This window comes from Kitasatospora sp. NPDC096077, assembly GCF_040303245.1.
Classification (GTDB): Bacteria; Actinomycetota; Actinomycetes; order Streptomycetales; family Streptomycetaceae; genus Kitasatospora.
This window is the reverse complement of the sequence record NZ_JBEOSV010000118.1, coordinates 1-15,530: the sequence shown is the minus strand read 5'-3', so window position 1 is coordinate 15,530 and position 15,530 is coordinate 1. Positions and strand designations below refer to the sequence as shown.

Sequence of the window (15,530 nt, the reverse complement as noted above, 5' to 3'; positions counted from 1 at the left end):
GGCACCTGCTCGCCCGACTACCTGTGCACCGCCGGCGCCGGCTACGACGGCCCCACCGGCCTCGGCACCCCCAACGGCCTGGCCGCCTTCACCGCGGGCGCCGGCGCCAGCGACGGCAGCGACAACTAGTCCGCCGCATCCCCTGACCGCAACCGAACCCGTGTGGGCCGCAGCCTCGCTGCGGCCCACCGGCCTTTCCCCGGGCCCGGGTTCACCAGCAGGGGCCCGGGTTCGCCGGCCGGGGCCCAGGGTCCATCAGTCCAGCCCCCGGGCCCGGCGCAGCCGGGCCGAGAGGGTCTCGGGGGCGATGATCGGGTCCGGGTAGTCGGGGGCGAGCAGCCAGGGGCGGTGCACGGCCGGGCCGGGCAGGTGGGCCAGTTCCGGCACCCAGCGCCGCACATAGGCCCCGTCCGGGTCGTAACGGTCGGCCTGGCGCAGCGGGTTGAGCACCCGGTTGGGCCGGGTGTCGGTGCCGGTGCCGGCGACCCACTGCCAGTTGAGCTGGTTGTTCGCCACGTCGCCGTCCACCAGCAGGGCCAGGAAGTGGGCGGCGCCGATCCGCCAGTCCAGGTGGAGGGACTTGGCGAGGAAGCTCGCGGTGAGCAGCCGGGCCCGGTTGTGCATCCAGCCCTGGTGGGCGAGTTGGCGCATCCCGGCGTCGACGATCGGGTAGCCGGTGCGGCCCTGCCGCCAGGCCTCGGCCTCGCGCGCGTCCCGGTGCCAGTGGTCGCCCCGGTCGCGGTAGTCGCGGTGGGCGGCGTCGGGGCGGGCGGCGAGCACCTGGTGGTGGAAGTCGCGCCAGGCCAGCTGCCGGACGAAGGCCTCCGCCCCGGCGCCGCCGTGCTGCCGGGCGCGGGCGGTCAGTTCGGTGGGCGACAGGCAGCCGAAGTGCAGGTACGGGGAGAGCCGGGAGGTCTCATCGGCCGCCAGGTCGTCGTGCAGCTCCGCGTAGCCGTCGACGTCCCACCGCCGCCAGCGGGCCCGGGCCGCGGTCTCGCCGCCGCGCGGCAGGGCCGGCGAGAACGGTCCGGCCACCACCAGGTTCTCGCTGCCGATGCCCTCCGGGGTGCGGATCACCCGGGGAGCGCCCAGCACCGTACGGTTCGGCGCCTGCGACCAGGCGCGGTGGTACGGGGTGAAGACCGCGTAGTGGTCGCGGCCGGCCGGGACGATCCGCCCGGCCGGGACCACGGTCACGGAGGCGTCGTGGACGCGCAGGCGGTCGCCGAACACCGCGCGCAGCCGTGCCTCCCGTCGGCGGGCGTAGCCGCTGACCCCGGCGGCGAGGTGCACCGTCGCGGCGCCGGCCTCCGCGGCCACCCGGGCGGTCTGCTCGGCGGTGGCCCCGTGGCGGACGATCAGCCGGGAGCCGGTGCGGCGCAGCGAGGCGTCCAGGTCGGTGAGGCAGTCGGCCAGGAAGGCCATCCGGTTGGGGGCGGCGAAGCCGGCCGCCTCGACAGCGGGATCGAGCACGAACAGCGGCACCACCTGCTCGGCGGCGGTGCGGGCGGCGTGCAGCACGGGGTTGTCGTGCAGGCGCAGGTCCTGGGTGAACAGGGCGATCGAGACGGTCATCGGCGGGCCCTCGGAGCGGGTGCGGTCGGGGTTCTCTGGGTTTCGAGCGACAGCTCGGCGGCGGAGGCTCGGCGGCGGGCGCTCAGCGGAGGAGCAGGTCCGCCAACAGGTCGACGGCGCCCCCGAGATCGCGGGGCCGCAGGGTGCCGGGCGGTCTGCGCGGGCCGGCCCAGCCCGGTCCGGCCACCAGCACGACCGGCTGGACCCGCACGCCGTGCGGGCCCCAGGCCGTCCGGACCACCCGGGCGACCAGCTCCCGGTCGGCCGTCCGGGCGAGCTGGGACCAGAGCAGCACGACGGGCGGCCCGGTGCGGCGCACCGCTTCGAGCAGCGCCCCGGACGGCAGGGCGGGGCCGAACATCCGGAACGGCAGGCCGCGTTCGGCCATCACCGCGGCGAGCGCCTCCAGCGCGAGGGCGTGCAGTTCGCCGGGCATCCCGGCCAGCAGGGCGGCCGGGCCGGCCGGCGGCTCCGCCCGGTCGGCGGCCCGGCGCAGCGCGGCCGCGACGTGCCAGGACAGCAGGTGCTCCACCTCGACGTAGCGCTCCCCCTCGACCGCCCACTTGCGGCCGACCGCCCGGAGCGCCGGGACCATCACCTCGGTCCAGGCGACGACCACGCCGAGCTCGTCGACGCTGCGGCCCAGGATCCGGGCCAGCTCCGGGGCGTCGAGCCGGACGGCGGCGCGGGCCAGCCCCCGGCACTCGGGGCGCACGGTTCCCACCGGGAGGCTGTTGCCGCCGGAGGCCGGGCCGTTCACGTCCTCGGCACCGTTCCGGGCCGCCGGCAGCGCGGGAGCGGTACCCGCGGCGGCCGCCAGGGCGGCCCGGGCGGCCTCGGCCGGGTTGACGCCCCGGGCGGTGAGCCGGCACATCTCCTCCAGGACGGCCACGTCGTCGGGCTCCCACCGGCGGTGCCGCCCGGGGGCGCGGTGGGCCGGGCCGATGCCGTAGCGGCGTTCCCAGGAGCGGACGGTGGCGGGCGAGACGCCGAGCCGGCGGGCGAGGGCCCCGGTGGTCAGCCCGGCCGGGGCGGGGGCGGTCGGGACGGTCACGCGGGCGAGCCTACGACGGGGGGCCGGGGGCTGGTCGGCCGACGCGCGCGGAGGCGGGAGGGCAGGTCCGACGAGTGGCCGATCGGTGGTTCGGTGCACGATCCGACGGTGGCGCAGCCGCAGGGCGGCCGGATACTCGCATCGTTTGCGCAGCGTTTCGCGCGCGACCGCCCCAGGCCGGGAACTCGATTGTGCAAAGCGATGGTTGAGGCCGCCGGGGACGGGCAGAGCGGTGGCGGGCACCGTACGACCGGGGGACGGAACCGATGCCTACGACTTCATCTGCGGGCGCTTCGGACAGACGTGGACCGGCCCGGGCCGGGGCTGCGGTCCGACCGGGAACCACGCCCGCCGACCGGGCGGCTCCGCGCCGGTCCCGGGTCGGGCTGGTCGCCCAGTTCGGCCTCCAGGTCCTGTACCTGCCGCTGGGGGTGCTGCTCCCCTTCGCCGTCCTGGCCCTGATCCTGGTGAGCGGCGGCGGTGCCGGCGGTGACCTCGACCTCCTGCTGGCCCCGACCCGGGTCGAGCAACTGGCCGTGGCGGCGCCGGTCAGAACCACTCCGGCCGGCAGTCCGCCGCCGTCCGGTCGAGATTGTCCAGCAGGTCGAACTGCGGCCCCGTGCGCGGGAGTTCGACCCGGAAGAAGTAGCGGGCGGCCTGCCGCTTGCCCTCGTGGAAGGCGTCCGCGCCCTCGCCCAGGGCGAGGAACTGCTCCAGCCAGATCCAGGCCAGCACCACGTGACCGACGGCCTCCAGGTAGGTGGAGGAGTTGGCCAGTGCGGTGGCCGGGTCCCCGGTGGACCAGAGCCGGGCGGTGGTGCGGCCGATCCGCTCGGCGGCCTGCTCCAGCCGGGCCGCCAGCTCGGCCGCCTCACCGCCGACTCCCCTGGCCCGGGCGGTCGTTGCGGCGAGGGTGTCGAGCAGCAGCCGCAGGCCCGCGCCGCCGTCCATGACCACCTTGCGGCCGAGCAGGTCCAGACCGTGGATGCCGTGGGTGCCCTCGTGGATGGCGTTGAGCCGGTTGTCCCGGTAGTACTGCTCGACGTCGTACTCGCGGGTGTAGCCGTAGCCGCCGTGCACCTGGATGGCGAGGTCGTTGGCGGCCAGGCACCACTGCGAGGGCCAGCTCTTGGCGATCGGGGTCAGCACGTCCAGCAGCAGGTGGGCGCGGTCCCGGTCGGCCCGCTCCGGGGCGGTGGTCTCCTCGTCGAGGAGCCGGCTGCAGTACAGCCCGAGGGCGAGCGCGCCCTCGACGTAGCTCTTCTGCGCCAGCAGCATCCGGCGCACGTCGGGGTGCTCGATGATCGGGACCTGCGGGGCGGACGGGTCGCGGCCGGTGAGCGGACGGCCCTGGGGGCGGCTGCGGGCGTAGTCGACGGCGTGCAGGTAGCCCGTGTAGCCGAGGGCGGTGGCGCCCTGGCCGACGCCGATCCGGGCCTCGTTCATCATGTGGAACATGTACGCCAGCCCGTGGTGCGGTTCGCCCACCAGGTAGCCGACCGCGCCCGGGGCGCCGCCCGGGGTGTACCGGCCCTCGCCGAAGTTGAGCAGGGTGTTGGTGGTGCCGCGGTAGCCCATCTTGTGGTTGAGGCCGGCCAGCACGACGTCGTTGCGCTCGCCGAGGGTGCCGTCCTCGCGGACCAGGAACTTGGGCACGATGAACAGCGAGATGCCCTTCACGCCCGCCGGACCGCCGGGGATCTTGGCCAGCACCAGGTGGACGATGTTCTCGCTGAGCTCGTGGTCGCCGCCGGAGATCCACATCTTGGTGCCGGAGAGCCGGTAGCCGCCGTCGGGCTGCGGGACCGCCCTGGTGGTGATGTCCGCCAGCGAGGAGCCGGCCTGCGGTTCCGAGAGGCACATGGTGCCGAAGAACCGGCCCTCCACCATCGGGCGGACGTAGGTGTCGATCTGCTCCGGACTGCCGTGCGCCAGCAGCAGGTTCGCGTTGCCGACGGTGAGCAGCGGGTACGCGGCGGTGGCGATGTTGGCGGCCTGGAACCAGGCCCGGCAGGCGTTGTCGACCACCACGGGCAGCTGCTGGCCGCCGAGGTCGTAGTCCATCGAGGCGCCGACCAGCCCGGCGTCGGCGTAGACCCGCAGCGCCTCGCCGACCTCGGGGATCATCCGCACCCGCTCGCCGTCGAAGCGCGGCTCCTCGGCGTCGTTCTTCTTGTTGTGCGGGGCGAAGTGCCGGGTGGCGATGGTCTCGCTGAGCTCCAGCACCGCGTCGAAGGTGGAGCGGTCGTGGTCGGCGTGCCGGGGGCGGCAGGTGAGGGCAGTGACGTCCAGCCAGTCGTACAGCAGGAAGTCGAGGTCGCGGCGGGAGAGCAGCAGGGAGTCCAAGGGGTCTGGTCCGTTCCTGGGGGTGCGGTCGAGCCGGGGTACCGGAGTCTTCCCCGGCCCGACCGCACCGTCAACACCGAGGCCCTGTCCGGCCGATCTCGCCGGACAGGGCCCGCTCGGGCGTCAGCCGACGGTGACGGTGAACGGCCCGGCCAGCACCGAGTAGCCGTCGTTGGCCAGGAGGTACGCGTCGTAGCGGCCCGGGCCGCCGAGCTTGCCGGTGGCGAAGGTCAGCGCGCCGCTCTGGTTGGGCGCGTAGGACCAGGTGAGCGAGGAGCGGCTGCCCGGGGTGACGCCCGCCGGGTAGAAGCCGATCCAGTTCTTCGCCCCGGCCTGGCCCGCGGTCGGCACGGTGTAGCGCAGGGTGAGGTTGCCGCCGCTCGTCACCGCGTCGAGGTCGCCGGTGAGCGTCGGCCCGGTCGCGGTGGACGGCGCGAAGGCGGCGTTCAGCGGTGTGGCGTAGGTGTCGTTGGCGGTCAGGCCCGGCAGGCCGAGGGCGTCCTCGATGGTGCGGCCGATGCTGTAGTGGTCGTAGTGCTGGGGGCCGCTGGTGCCGGCCGGGACGCTGCCCTGGGAGCCGACGGCGATGGTGGCGACGTGGTCGTAGGCCTCGCCCGAGCTCTCGTCCCAGGTCAGCAGGAGCAGGGAGCGGTCCTGGGTCCAGGCGGGCGAGGAGAGCACCGGGGCGAGGGTCTGCTTCAGCCAGCCGTCCTGCACCTGGAGGCTGGTGGCGCTGCCGTTGCCGGAGGCCTCGCCGTCGTAGTAGTCGTCGGCGGCGATCCAGGAGAAGTTCGGGGTGGTGGCGGCCGACTGGAGGTCGGTGGTCAGCTGGGTGGTGTCGAACAGGTGGGCCGCGCAGCGGGCCGGGTTGCCGCTGATGTCAGTGTAGTTGATGAACGGCGCGTCGTCGGGCTCGTACTTGGCGTCGTACTGGGTGGTGGTGTTGCAGGGCGTGCCCATGCCCTGCTCGTAGGCCTTCCAGGTCTTGCCGGCGCCCTCGACGGTGTCGCCGAGGTTGCGCTGCGGGGAGTTGATGTTGGGCCAGTAGGTGGCGCCCTTGGTGTAGGTGTCGCCGCCCGCGATCGCCAGGTAGTTCTCGTCGCTGGGGTGGTAGACGGCGTGGGCGTCGGTGAGGGTGGCGCCCTGGGCCATCAGGCTGTGGATGAACGGGGTGTCCGCCGGGTCGTTCATGATCTGGGCGTAGTCGGTGTTCTCCATCATCACGGTGAACACGTGGTCGTAGCCCGGGACTCGGGAGGCCGGCGGGGCGACCGGGGCGGGTGCGGCGACCGGGGTGTCCAGGGTGAGCGAGAGGTTGTCCAGGTAACCGGTCTCGTTGGTGGTGGAGAGGAACTGCACCTCGACCTGGATCGAGCGGGTGCCGGCCGGGACGGAGCCGGTGGCGCTGCGGGAGAGGAACTTGGTCGCCAGGCCGCGGTCAGTCGCCGAGACGGTGGGCAGCTTGGCGGTCGCGCCGAGCGGGTTGCCGTTCGCGTCCTGGAAGTGCAGGCCGACCGCGACATAGCCGCCGTAGGTGGTCCAACCGCCCAGCCAGGCACCGAGGTTGTAGTGCACGCCGCCGCCGTCGATGGCGCCGGCCGCCGAGGAGACGTCGACGGTCTGGGCCATCGCGCCGTCGCCGAAATTGCCCGGGCCGAAGAAGGCCTTGCCGGCGCTCTGACCGTCGCCCGGCAGGCCGAAGGAGCCGGCCGAGGAGCACATCGCGTTGATGCCGCCGGACTGGACCGTCCAGCCGGGCACGGTGGTGGCGGCGCTCCAGTCGTTGGTGCAGTAGCCGCCGGCCTCGGCGTCGCCGTTGACGATCAGGTTGCCGCTGCCGCCCGCCGCCTGGGCGGTGGCGGGGGCGCCGACGACCAGGGCGCCGACGAGCGGGAGGGTGGCGAGCAGTCCGCCGAGCGGGCTCCAGCGCAGTCGCATGGGGGTACCTCGTCCCGTGGGGTTGCGTGAGGGTGGGTCCCGTGGCGGTGCACCACGGGTGGGACATAGGTACCGGCTGCGCACTGGCCGGTGGAAGGGCGCGCAGGCGAACGCCGGTCGAACTTGGTCAGACAACTTCGCTCGCGTACCCGCCCTCCGAAAGGGGCGGCCGGGTCGAACGGGTACGGTGCGAAAACCGGCGTCCGCTCAACTCCGGGTGAAGGTGCCGAGGCCGTCGATGTCGAGCTGCTCGACCACCACCTTGGCGGCCTTCCCGTCGGCGCCCACGGTGAAGGTCACCCCGGAGCGGCCGACCGCGTTCTCGCCCTTGCTGAGGAAGCTGAACACGTCGCCGTCGAAGTGCTGGAGCGGGTAGCGGAGGTTGTCCGGACCCACCGTCATCACCAGCCCGCCGTTCTCCTCGGCCACCGTCAGCGGCCCGTAGTAGCCGCTGCCGTACGTCCCGGTGTACGCGGAGTCCGGCTTGGCCGGGGCGGCGCCGGCCGGCGCCTTGGTGTAGTCGGTCTTCGACACCGGGCTCGCCGCCGCGGCGGGCACCACCTTGCCGAGGAAGCCCAGCCAGTCGACCGTCTCCCGGCCCTCCTGGGCGACGTCGAAGAACTCCTCGGCCACCGCCTCCGGGAGGCCGGTCGGCTGGCCGTTGGTCAGCACCACGATGCCCAGCTGCTCGGAGGGCAGCAGGGTCACCGTGGTGGCCGCGCCCAGCTCGAAGCCGCCGGAGTGGTTCAGCCGCAGCCGGCCCCGGGAGTCGGAACCGACGTTCCAGCCCAGGCCGTAGAAGCTCGCGGTGCCCGCGGGCGCCCGCGCCGGGGTGCTGGTGTAGTGCGGCGTCCGGGTCTCGTTCAGGGCCGCCGGGTCGATCACCGGCCGGCCCTCGAAGGTCCCGTCGGCGAGCTGCAGCCGCATCCAGCGGGCCAGGTCCTGGACGGTGGAGCTCACCCCGCCGGCCGGCGACTGGGAGTCGGCGTTCTCGGTGGTGCTGACCTGCCAGCCGCCGTCCGTCTTCACGTGCGGCGCGGCCTTGTTCGCCGCCTTGTCGTAGTCGGCGCGGCGCGAACTGGTGGAGCCCATCCCCAGCGGCTTGTACAGGACGTCCGCCGCCAGGTCCTCCCAGGCCACCCCCTTGGCCTCGGCCACGGCCACCGCCGCCTCGGTCAGGCCGTAGTTGGTGTAGGCGTAGCTCGCCCGGAACGGGGTGAGCGGCTGGTCGCGCAGGTGCTGGAGGATGTAGTCCCGCTGGTAGCCGAGGTCCTCCAGCAGGTCACCGGCGTGGTCCGGCAGGCCGCTGCGGTGCGAGAACAGGTCGGCGATCGTCACGTGGGCGCTCACGTACGGGTCGGCCAGAGCGAAGCCCGGGTCGTGGGCGGTCACCGGGTCGTCCCACTTCGCCACCTTCCCGCCGACCGCTCCGGCGACCACGGTCGAGGAGATCGGCTTGGACACCGAGGCCAGCTGGAACACGGTGTCCGGGTCCACCTGCTCCGGCTTGCCCAACTCCCGTACGCCGAAGCCCTTGGCGTGGATCACCTTGTCCTGGTACACGATCGCGAGGGCGACCCCGGGCACCCCGGTCCTGGCCATCGCGTCCTGGACGTAGCCGTCGATCCGCGCCACGGCGGAGTTCACCTGCTGCGCCGTCAACTGCGGGGCCGGCTGCGCGGGCGGCGCCGTGGCCGGGGCGGCGGAGGCGTCCGGCGTCGGCGCGGCCTCCGGATCGGTGGCCGCCGCCGAACTGCACCCGGCCAGCAACAGTCCCGCCACCACCGGTGCCACGCCCCGCGCCACCGCGCCCCGACCATCCATCACGGTCCTCCTCACCCGGGCGGCTCCACCGTCCGCCTCACGGCGGGAGTGTGGACGGCCCGCCGCTCCCCCGCCCGCCGCCGCGCACCGCACCCCACCGCATTCCACCCGTCCGGCGGGTGACGGCCGGTGCCGGTTCACCAGGCGATGCGGGCCGCCACCGGGAGGTGGTCGCTGCCGTCGGCCGGCAGCACCCGGGCGCCGGTCGCCGTCAGGCCGCGGAGCAGGACGTGGTCGATCCGCACCAGCGGGAAGGACGCCGGGTAGCTGAAACCGAAGCCCGCCCCGGCGGTGTCCTGGGCGGAGCGCATCCCCGCGGTGAGGCCGGCCAGCGCGCGGTCGTCCAGGGTGCCGTTGAGGTCGCCGAGCAGCAGCGCCCGCTCGCTCCGGTCGGCGGCCAGGGCCCGGACGAGGGCCCGGACGCCGGTGTCGCGCGAGGCCGTCCGGAAGCCCGCCGCGAGGCCGACCCGGACGGAGCCCAGGTGGGCCACGTACACGGGCAGCGGCCCGCGGTCGGTGGTCACCGTGGTGCGCAGCGCCCGGTTGCCGACGTCCGTCCAGCCCTCCACCGGTTCGCCGTCGACCTGCGGCGCGTAGCCCATCACGTCGATCGGCCGGGTGTCGCCCAGCGGCAGCCTGCTCCACAGGCCGACGGTGCCCCGGACCGTGTGGTGGGGGTACACCTCGGCCAGCCCCGTCTCGTAGACCTTCACGGTCTGCGGGGTCAGCTCCACCAGGGCCAGCAGGTCCGCGCCGGAGCCCGCCAGGTGGCGCGCGGTGGCGGCCGGGTCGGGGTTGTCGGCGTTCACGTTCTGTTCGACCACGGTGAGGTCGCCGCCCGGGCCGGACTTGTCGACGAGCAGGCCGCCGAACAGGTGGAGCCAGGCCGCGACCGGCAGCAGCAGCGCCAGCACGGCGGCGGCCGACCGGCGCCACAGCGCGGCGGCCAGCAGCAGCGGGACGCAAGCACCGAGCCACGGCAGGCCGCTCTCCAGCAGGCTGCCGAGGTGCCAGCCGCGGTTCGGGATCTCCGCGTGCAGCAGCAGGACCAGGCCGAGCAGCAGCGCCGACGCCGTGAGCAGCGGTCCGCGCCGCCACGGCTCCGGCCGGGTGAGGGCCCGCCCCGCCCGCTGCCGCCCCGCCCGCGGCACCGCCCGCCGCGGCGAGGCCCCTGGCACCGCCCCCGTCACCGGCTCCGCGGGCCCGGCCGCGGTCGTCGTCGTGCCCTGCTCGTGCTTCATGCCGCCAGTCAACGGGCGGGGGCGTTGCCGGGGCGTATCCGGTTTCCGATACGCGGACGATATCCGCGGGCCGGTGGCCACCGGGCGGCCGTGCCGGTCACGGCCCTGGACGACCGGCTGTGACCGGCCGTCACGACGGCCCCTGGGCGAGGTTGTCGGTGACGCGTTGCAGCACGGAGAGCGCGGTCGCGTACTCCTCCTCCGTGATGTCCGCTTGAGGTCAAGGCGCTGACGCCGCCGCCATGAGGCACCGGGGAACCGTCGGGCGGCGGTGCGGGCCGGGCCCGCACCGCCGCCCCGGACCGTCAGGGCGCGGTGATGCCCGGCTGGGCGCCGGCGCCGAAGGCCCAGCCCTCGACGTCGCCGGCGGCCGGGTGGTAGCCGCCCGCGCCGACGCTGCTGTACGACCAGGCGGTGCCGTGCTGGGCGTGCCAGTACGACCAGTAGGCGCTGGCCGGGGCGCCGTTGCACGGGTTGGGCTGGACGTTGATCTGGCAGACGAAGCCCGGGAAGCGCGGGTGGAAGGCGTACGTGAACCCGGCGCCGGTGAGGGCGGCGAGGCCGTCGGCGGGGGTGCCGGGGGCGCAGCCGGTCTCGATGTCGCCGCCGAGGGCGGTGAAGTCGACCACGACGGTGACGCCACTGGTGCCGGAGCAGGCGTCCGCGTGCGCCGCCGGGGCCTGGACGGCGCCGGTGCCGAGCAGGGCGGCGGTGAGGGCGGTGACGGCGGCGAACGAGCCGAGGGTGCGGCGGGTGAGGTGGGTGCTCATGGCGGGGCCTCTCGAAGCGTTCGGGGTCAGCCGGCCGGGCAGGCCAGGACGGGGGCGGTCGGGCGGGCGCCGTCGGCGCTGAGGTCGGCGAGGCCCCGGCCGGAGAGGCCGAGGACGGCCTGGGTGGTGGCCCGGACGGCGGTGGCCTGGTTGAAGCCGCTCGCGTCGTAGGCGACGGCCCCGCGGACGGCCGGGTCGGCGGAGCAGCCCTGCTGGAACTTCAGCAGTCGGCTCCAGCCCTTGAGCCCGGCGCCGAAGCGGTCGCCGGCCAGCAGGGCCTCGGTGGCCAGGCCGGTGCTGTTGGCGTTGGCGGTGGTGGCGCCGCCGGTCGCGAAGCCGCCGTCGGCGCCCTGGTGGGCGGTGAGCCAGTCCAGGCCGGCCCGGGCGTCGGCGGTGCGGCCGGTGGCCGCGAGGGCCTGCACGGCGAGGGCGGTGGCGTCGGGGTCGCCGGCGCAGGTGGCCTGCCCGAGGGCGACCGGGAAGCCGCCGTCCGCGCACCGGGCGGCGACCAGGAAGTCGACGGCCTGGGCCGGGGCGCCGTCGGGGGTGCGCTGGAGGGCGAGCAGGGCGAGGGACTGGCCGAAGGCGTTGCTGTAGTCACCCCACTGCGAGCGGTCGGAGAAGCGGCCGCTCGGGGTCAGCAGCGAGCGCAGCCGGGCCGGGAGGTCGACGCCGCCGAAGGCCGTCGGGTCGGCCCCGCGCACCTCGGCGGTGAGCAGCAGCTTGGCGGTGGCGCCCGCGTAGGCCGAGGTGGTGCCGTCGCCGAGGTAGCCGGTGAGGTTCTCCGGCTTCGCGAGCCAGGCGGTGGCCCGGGCGGCGGCCTGGTCGGAGCCGCCGGCGGCGGCGAAGGCGAGCACGGCGTCGGCGGTGAGGCCCTGGTCGGGGTAGGAGGTGCCGTTGTAGACGGTCACCAGGTGGTCGCCGTCGACGAGTTGGCGGGCCAGCCAGCCGGCCGCGGCGGCGTCGGGGCGGAAGGTCGCGGCTCCGTGCCCGGCCGGAGCCGGGGCGTCGGCGACGGCGGGCGCGGCGGCGGAGAGCAGCAGGGCGGGTATCGCGAGCAGGCCGAGGGAGCGGGTTCTCAGGGGCATGGCTGCCTTTCCGGGGCGGGAGGGGAGGAGGACGGCTCGACGGTTTCTCAGGTGCGGGCCGCGGTGCGGGGATCGGGGCCGGTGGCCTGCTCCCCCGCCGTCGCCTCGAACCGCACCTCGGGTTCGAAGTTGGCGCGCCGGGCGGCCCGCCGGAAGACGGTCAGCACGGCGGGGCCGACGACCAGGATCGCGACGAAGGTGGTGACGGCCCGGCCGGTGTCCCAGCCGAGCGAGGTGGCCAGGTCGAAGAGCAGGTAGCGGTGCCACTGTTCGGTGAACGGCAGCCCGGGGAGGTAGGCGATGGAGCTCTTCGGGTCGAGCGAGAACGGCCAGAAGGACAGGTTGAGCAGGAACCCGAACAGGTAGCCGGAGACCGAGCCGTAGCCCGCGAGCAGCGCGATCTCCCACTTCCCGCGCGCCCTCGGCAGCAGCCCGGCGAGCATGCCGACGAAGGCGCAGCCGAACATCTGGTAGGGCATCCAGGGCCCGACCCCGCCGGTCAGCAGGGCGGAGGCGAACAGCGAGGTGCAGCCCAGGGTGAAGCCGAAGCCAGGGCCGAACACCCGCCCCGCGAGCACCAGCAGGAAGAACACCGTCTCGATGCCCGCCGTGCCGGCGCCGAGCGGCCGCAGTCCGGCGTTGACGGCGGACAGCACGCCGAGCATGGCGAGCGCCTTGGCGTCGATGCCGCCCGCCGAGATCTCGGCGATCACCACCGCGATGACCAGCACCAGCAGCGCGCCGAAGATCAGCGGCGGGGCGTACGCGGAGCCGAACTTGCCGGGGGCGACCACGAACGGCCAGCAGAAGGCGACCAGGCCGATGAAGCCGGCCAGCGCGACGACGATCCCGGCCCGGGCCGGGATCCGGACGGCGGCCGCCGCACTCATCGGACCTCCTCCAGCGCCGTGCCGACCTGATGGACCGTCAAGTACGGCAGCGGCGCCAGGATCTTGGCCGCCTGCGGGGCGAAGGTCGGTGAGGCGGTGACGACCTCGGCGGTCGGGCCGTCGGCCACCACCTCGCCCTCGGCGAGCACCACCACCCGGTCCGCCGCCGAGGCGACGAACTCCACGTCGTGGGTGGAGATCACCACACTGCGCCCCTCGGCGGCGAGCTGGTCGACGATCCGCACCAGCGCCTCCTTGGCGGCGTAGTCCAGGCCCCGGGTGGGCTCGTCGAGCAGCACCACCGTGGGTGCGGCGGCGAGTTGGACGGCGAGCACCAGGGCGAGCTTCTGCCCCTCGGAGAGGTCCCGGGGGTGGCTGCGGTCCGGGATGCCGGGGGCGAGCCGGTCCAGGATCTCCCGGGCGGTCGGGCCCTCGGTGCCGGACTCCCGGTCGGCCTGGGCGAGTTCGTCCCGGACGGACTCCAGGTAGAGCAGGTCGGTGGGGGTCTGCGGGACCAGGCCGACCAGTCGGCGGGCGTCGGCGGCGGAGAGCTTCTTGGGGTCGCCGCCCTTCCCGGGACGGCCACCGCGGGCCGGGCCGGTGACCTGGACGCTGCCGCCCTGGCGGGGGCCGGAGCCCTGGAGGGCCCAGAGCAGCGAGGACTTGCCGGAGCCGTTGCGGCCCATCAGCGCGGTGACCTCACCGGACCGCAGCTCCAGACCGACCTCCCGGACGGCCGTCACCGGCCCGTACCGCACCACCAACTTCCTTGCCTCCAGCACCCGTTCCCCCGCCACCGCTGCCCGGCGCGGCGGGGGAACGGGCACGTCGGCGAGCCGCCCCCGGAGCGGCGCGGCGGCCCGGCGGGCGTCCCGGACGGACAGCGGCAGCGGCCGCCAGCCGGCCAGTCGGCCGAGGTGGACCACCGGGGGCGCGACGGAGGCCCCGGCGAACACCTCGGCGGGCGGCCCGTGCACCACGGTGCCGTCGCCGGGCAGGTGGACGACCCGGTCGGCGTACTGGACGACGCGCTCCAGCCGGTGTTCGGCCAGCAGGACGGTCACCCCGAGGTCGTGCACCAGCCGGGTGATCGCGGCGAGCACCTCCTCGGCGGCGGTCGGGTCGAGGGCGGAGGTGGGTTCGTCCAGCACCAGGACGCGCGGGTGGGCGGTGAGCACCGAGCCGATGGCGACCCGCTGCTGCTGGCCGCCGGAGAGCTCGTGCAGCGCGCGGTGGCGCAGCTCGGCCAGCCCGAGCAGGTCGAGGGTCTCCTCGACCCGCTTCCGCATGGTCTCCGGTGGGATCGCCAACTGCTCCATCGCGTAGGCGAGTTCCTCCTCCACCGTGTCGGTGGTGAAGCCCGCCACCGGGTCCTGCCCCACCACGCCCACCACATCGGCGAGTTCACGCGGCGGGTGGTCGGCGGTGTCCCGGCCGGCCACGGTGACCCGACCGCGCAGGGTGCCGCCGGTGAAGTGCGGGACGAGCCCGTTGACGGCGCCGAGCAGGGTGGACTTGCCCACGCCGGTGCGGCCGACCACCAGGCACAGTTCGCCCTCGGGCACGTGCAGGTCGACGTCGCGCAGTACGGGTTCGGCGGCGCCCTGGTAGCGGACGCCGACGTGGTCGAAACGGATCACTGCGTAACCTCGGCGGGCTGGTGCTTGTCAACGGGTGCCATGGGTCCGGCCGGCGGTACCGGACGGTCCTGCGGCGGGGCGATCAGCCCGGCCGCGCCCGCCAGCAGCACCGCGACGGCCGGCACCGCCGGCAGTGCGGGCCAGCTCAGCGGGTGCAGCGAGGGGACCAGGTCGGTCGGGTCGTAGCCGACCGTGCCGAACAGGGTGGCCGCGGCGAGCACCCCGCAGCCGGTCACCCCCCACTCGGCGGCGCGGAACCGGTCCGGCCGGTAGCTGGTGCGGCGCACCCGGCGGCCGCCGAGGGCCAGTCCCCCGCAGCAGAGCGCGGCGCCGACCAGCAGGGCGGGCAGGCCGAGGAAGCCGGGCGCGGTGCCGTCCAGCAGGCCGTACGCCCCGGCGCAGAGCCCGGCCATGCCGAGCAGCATCAGGGCGCCGGTGGCCCGCCGGGAGCCGCGGGTGGCGGTGCCCGAGCGGCCGTAGCCGCGCGAGTCCATCGCGGCGGCCAGCTTCAGCGAGCGCTCCAGCGCGTCCTCCAGCACCGGGACCACGATGCCGCGCAGCGCGCGCACCCCCTTGCCCGCGCCGGCCCGCAACCGCCGGGCCCGGGCGACCCGTTGGACGCTCTGCACCAGCTGCGGCGCGACGCTCACGGAGACCGTGACGGCCACCCCCAGCTCGTACAGCGCGCCGGGCAGCACCCGCAGCGCGCGCTTGGGGTTGGCCAGGGTGTTGGCCGCGCCGATGCAGCAGATCAGGCAGGCCAGCCGCAGCCCGTCGAAGGCCGAGGAGAGCACCGCCTCCAGCGAGACCGGGCCGCCGATCTCGATACCCGCGTACCAGGCCGGGGTCGGGATGTGCGGGAGGGTGAACATCACGTGGTCGCTCGCGGTGACACCGGTCGCGAAGACGCAGCGGAACAGCACCCGGATCGCCACCACGACCAGGGCCAGCCACAGGTAGTAGCCGAAGCCGCGGGCCCAGGGCGCGTCGGTGCGGCGGGCGGTGACCACGTAGCCGAGCACGGCCAGCACCAGCAGGAGCAGCAGCGGGTTGGTGGTGCGGCTGGCGGCGGTGGCGAGGGCGAGCGCCCAGGCCCACCAGGCGGCCGGGTGCAGGGTGCGCGGCGCCCGGCGGGCCCCGCTGGCGCTGGGGGGGGTGGGGCGC

Annotated in this window: 11 protein-coding genes; all 11 read right to left on the bottom strand. The window is 75.1% G+C overall.

Annotated features, from left to right (window positions below):
* Nucleotides 1-255 precede the first annotated feature (255 nt).
* Complete coding sequence (locus ABTZ03_RS43245; RefSeq protein ID WP_350518773.1) at nt 256-1,575, bottom strand: cryptochrome/photolyase family protein; 1,320 nt, start codon at nt 1,573-1,575, stop codon at nt 256-258.
* Between the two features lie 82 nt (nt 1,576-1,657).
* The gene (locus ABTZ03_RS43240) at nt 1,658-2,629 is read right to left on the bottom strand and encodes a MerR family transcriptional regulator (RefSeq protein WP_350518772.1); all 972 of its coding nucleotides are present in this window, start codon (nt 2,627-2,629) and stop codon (nt 1,658-1,660) included.
* A 549-nt stretch (nt 2,630-3,178) separates the two neighbouring features.
* Nucleotides 3,179-4,975: an acyl-CoA dehydrogenase gene (locus tag ABTZ03_RS43235; protein ID WP_350518771.1), complete on the bottom strand. Its 1,797-nt coding sequence runs from the start codon at nt 4,973-4,975 to the stop codon at nt 3,179-3,181.
* Between the two features lie 123 nt (nt 4,976-5,098).
* Nucleotides 5,099-6,913 (bottom strand): alkaline phosphatase family protein, encoded by a 1,815-nt coding sequence (locus tag ABTZ03_RS43230; protein WP_350518770.1) that lies wholly within the window; start codon nt 6,911-6,913, stop codon nt 5,099-5,101.
* Nucleotides 6,914-7,120: 207 nt separating this feature from the next.
* On the bottom strand, nt 7,121-8,737 hold the full coding sequence (locus ABTZ03_RS43225; RefSeq protein ID WP_350518769.1) for a serine hydrolase: 1,617 nt from the start codon (nt 8,735-8,737) through the stop codon (nt 7,121-7,123).
* Between the two features lie 137 nt (nt 8,738-8,874).
* Nucleotides 8,875-9,978, bottom strand: a complete 1,104-nt coding sequence (locus ABTZ03_RS43220; RefSeq protein ID WP_350518768.1) for an endonuclease/exonuclease/phosphatase family protein — start codon at nt 9,976-9,978, stop codon at nt 8,875-8,877.
* Between the two features lie 305 nt (nt 9,979-10,283).
* A complete protein-coding gene (locus ABTZ03_RS43215) occupies nt 10,284-10,748 on the bottom strand; it encodes an SCO2322-related protein (protein WP_350518767.1) in 465 nt (154 codons plus the stop codon).
* A 26-nt stretch (nt 10,749-10,774) separates the two neighbouring features.
* Complete coding sequence (locus tag ABTZ03_RS43210) at nt 10,775-11,836, bottom strand: prenyltransferase/squalene oxidase repeat-containing protein (RefSeq protein ID WP_350518766.1); 1,062 nt, start codon at nt 11,834-11,836, stop codon at nt 10,775-10,777.
* Nucleotides 11,837-11,883: 47 nt separating this feature from the next.
* On the bottom strand, nt 11,884-12,726 hold the full coding sequence (locus tag ABTZ03_RS43205; protein WP_350518765.1) for an ECF transporter S component: 843 nt from the start codon (nt 12,724-12,726) through the stop codon (nt 11,884-11,886).
* Complete coding sequence (locus tag ABTZ03_RS43200; protein ID WP_350518764.1) at nt 12,723-14,366, bottom strand: ABC transporter ATP-binding protein; 1,644 nt, start codon at nt 14,364-14,366, stop codon at nt 12,723-12,725. The genes ABTZ03_RS43205 and ABTZ03_RS43200 overlap by 4 nt, the downstream gene beginning before the upstream one ends.
* A partial coding sequence (locus tag ABTZ03_RS43195) for a CbiQ family ECF transporter T component (RefSeq protein ID WP_350518763.1) occupies nt 14,363-15,530 on the bottom strand: 1,168 nt, incomplete at its 5' end. The genes ABTZ03_RS43195 and ABTZ03_RS43200, both read right to left, overlap by 4 nt.

Coding starts and splice junctions, on each gene's coding strand:
- ABTZ03_RS43245 (WP_350518773.1), bottom strand. CDS start 1,575: ATGACCGTCTCGATCGCCCTGTTCACCCAGGACCTGCGCCTGCACGAC.
- ABTZ03_RS43230 (WP_350518770.1), bottom strand. CDS start 6,913: ATGCGACTGCGCTGGAGCCCGCTCGGCGGACTGCTCGCCACCCTCCCG.
- ABTZ03_RS43225 (WP_350518769.1), bottom strand. CDS start 8,737: ATGGATGGTCGGGGCGCGGTGGCGCGGGGCGTGGCACCGGTGGTGGCG.
- ABTZ03_RS43220 (WP_350518768.1), bottom strand. CDS start 9,978: ATGAAGCACGAGCAGGGCACGACGACGACCGCGGCCGGGCCCGCGGAG.
- ABTZ03_RS43215 (WP_350518767.1), bottom strand. CDS start 10,748: ATGAGCACCCACCTCACCCGCCGCACCCTCGGCTCGTTCGCCGCCGTC.
- ABTZ03_RS43210 (WP_350518766.1), bottom strand. CDS start 11,836: ATGCCCCTGAGAACCCGCTCCCTCGGCCTGCTCGCGATACCCGCCCTG.
- ABTZ03_RS43205 (WP_350518765.1), bottom strand. CDS start 12,726: ATGAGTGCGGCGGCCGCCGTCCGGATCCCGGCCCGGGCCGGGATCGTC.